Origin of the sequence: Salipiger sp. HF18, from assembly GCF_011806505.1 — a bacterium.
Lineage (GTDB): Bacteria > Pseudomonadota > Alphaproteobacteria > Rhodobacterales > Rhodobacteraceae > Salipiger > Salipiger thiooxidans.
In genome coordinates, this window is sequence record NZ_JAATOS010000543.1 from 1 (window position 1) to 2,572 (window position 2,572).

Annotated in this window: 3 protein-coding genes; all 3 read left to right on the plus strand. The window is 68.2% G+C overall.

What is annotated here, in order from left to right:
* Positions 1-751 (plus strand): beta-ketoacyl-ACP synthase III (locus tag HC022_RS23830; RefSeq protein ID WP_167454054.1); only part of this gene is annotated, 751 nt, incomplete at its 5' end.
* 109 nt (positions 752-860) lie between these two features.
* Positions 861-1,127, plus strand: coding sequence for an integration host factor subunit alpha (gene ihfA / locus HC022_RS23835; protein ID WP_167454055.1), 267 nt, complete (start codon positions 861-863; stop codon positions 1,125-1,127).
* 6 nt (positions 1,128-1,133) lie between these two features.
* The gene (locus HC022_RS28845) at positions 1,134-2,555 is read left to right on the plus strand and encodes a MerR family transcriptional regulator (protein ID WP_217704100.1); all 1,422 of its coding nucleotides are present in this window, start codon (positions 1,134-1,136) and stop codon (positions 2,553-2,555) included.
* The last annotated feature ends 17 nt before the right edge of the window (positions 2,556-2,572 follow it).

Below are 2,572 nucleotides of genomic sequence, written 5' to 3' on the forward strand. Positions count from 1 at the left end.
TCTCGACGCGCTGATCGTCGCCACCTCCACCCCCGACCTGACCTTCCCGTCGGCCGCGACTATGGTCCAGGCCCGGCTTGGCATGGACCAGGGCTTCGCCTTCGACGTGCAGGCGGTCTGCGCCGGCTTCGTCTACGCGCTGACCAACGCCAACGCGCTCATCGTGTCGGGCGCCGCGCGCCGGGTCATGGTGATCGGGGCCGAGACCTTCTCGCGCATCCTCGACTGGAACGACCGCTCGACCTGCGTGCTTTTCGGAGACGGCGCCGGCGCGCTGATCCTCGAGGCCGGCACCGGCGAGGGCACCTCGGACGACCGTGGCGTGCTCTCGGTCGACCTCCATTCCGACGGCCGCTACCGCGACCTGCTCTACGTCGACGGCGGCGTCAGCACCAACTCCATCGGGCACCTGCGGATGGAGGGCAAGGAGGTCTTCCGCCACGCGGTCGGCAAGCTTGCCGCCACCGCCGAGGCCGCGATGGAGAAGGCCGGGCTCACCGGGGCGGACATCGACTGGATCGTCCCGCACCAGGCCAACATCCGCATCATCCAGGGCACCGCGAAGAAGCTTGGCCTGCCCATGGAAAAGGTCATCGTGACCGTCCAGGATCATGGCAATACCTCTGCCGCCTCGATTCCCATGGCGCTCTCCGTCGGCAAGGCCGAGGGCAAGATCCGCCGCGGCGAGCTGGTGGTGACCGAGGCGATCGGCGGTGGCCTGGCATGGGGCGCGGTCGTCCTGCGCTGGTGAGCCGCTTTTTCCCGGCGAATCCGCGCTTTGTGGCACTCTCTGCAAGTGCCTGATATTGACTCGTAAAATCCCGGGGCCCATGCTGGCCCTCAAACCGGGAGGGACGGGTATGAGCGAAAAGACTCTGACACGTATGGATCTTAGCGAAGCTGTCTTCCGCGAGGTGGGGCTGTCGCGCAATGAAAGCGCCGCTCTGGTCGAGGGCGAGCAGGTCAAGATCTCGTCCTTCGGGACCTTCTCGGTCCGCGACAAGGCGGCCCGCGTCGGCCGCAATCCGAAGACCGGCGAAGAGGTCCCGATCCAGCCGCGCCGCGTGCTGACCTTCCGCCCGTCGCATCAGATGAAAGAGCGCGTCGCCGCCGGCAACAAGGGATAAGGTCCCATGAACAAGTCCCGCGATGCCTTCCGCACCATCAGCGAGGTTGCGGAGCTGCTGGACACCCCTGCCCACGTCCTGAGGTTCTGGGAAAGCAAGTTCACGCAGGTCAAGCCGGTCAAGCGCGCCGGCGGGCGCCGGTACTACCGGCCCGGCGATATCGGCTTGCTGGCGGGGATCAAGAAGCTGCTGCACGAGGACGGCATGACCATCAAGGGCGTGCAGAAGATCCTGCGCGAGCAGGGCGTGCGCCACGTGGCCTCGCTGACCCCGCTGCCCACCGATGCGCCGGGGGCCGAGGAAATCATCGAGGACGCGCCCTACATCGAAGCCGAGCCCGAGACCGGCACCGTCCTGCCCTTCGCCCCCATCCCGCCCGCCGCGCCTCCCGAGGCTCCTATGCCCGAGGCGACTGAGGTCGAGGCTGTCGAGGCTGTCGAGGCTGTCGAGGCTGTCGAGGCTGTCGAGGCTGTCGAGGCTGTCGAGGCTGTCGAGGCTGAAGCAACCTCGGAGGCCCCGGAGCTGCAAGACACATTCGAAGCCGAAGCCATGGCGGAAATGCCCGCCCCCCAACACCTCTCGGCGCCTGAAAATCCGGCCCCTGCGGCCGCAACCGCGGCCTCCGCCGAGGCCGAAGCACCCGAAATTACCGCCGCACCTGACCGCCAGATCGACCTCTTCGGCCGTGTGATCGTCGAGGACCACGACGACGACGACACGCCGCTCATCGAGACGGACCATCCCCTGCCCGGCTTCCTCAACCAGTCGCTCGAAGAGCGCGCCCGCGACGCGGCGCCAGTTGAAAATATGCCCGAGCCAGCCACGCTCGCCGGGCCGGACGCGCTGTCCGGGTCGGAGGCCCTGCCCGAGTCTGAGGAGATCGCCGCAGCGCCCGCCTCTGAGCCCCTCGACGCCATCGAACCGATTGATCCTGCTGAGGAGGAAGACCGGACCGTCGAAGACAAGCGCGTCGCCGAAACCGCTCTCGCCGACGACGAGTTCCCGGACGACTCAGTGACAGCGCCCACTCCCGGCTCGGATCTCTCCACCTCAGCTCCGGACCAGCCCCTCACCGGCGAGGCCGCCGAGTCGGTCTTCTCCGCCCCTGTGCCGGGCGAGACCAACGTCGCAGTGCCCGAAACCTTCGCCGCCGGGACCGAAGACATGCCCGAGAACGGCCCCGACTCTCCGGACGATCTCGAATCGCCCGACGAGGCAGTTCTCGCCACGGACGAACACGCCCGGGCCCCCGAGCGCGTGATTCCCGAGATCCCCGCACCCGAGGACATGCCCACGCCGGAGCCCGGCCCGCTCTCCTATATTGCCCGGATCGACGTGCTCGACCGCGCCCTCGCAGGGGCGCTCGTGCCCTATCTGACCACTCTGCACGACCGGCTCGGCAACAACGGAAGGGGCGCGCGCCGCTGACTGCGGCCCGCCCCGAT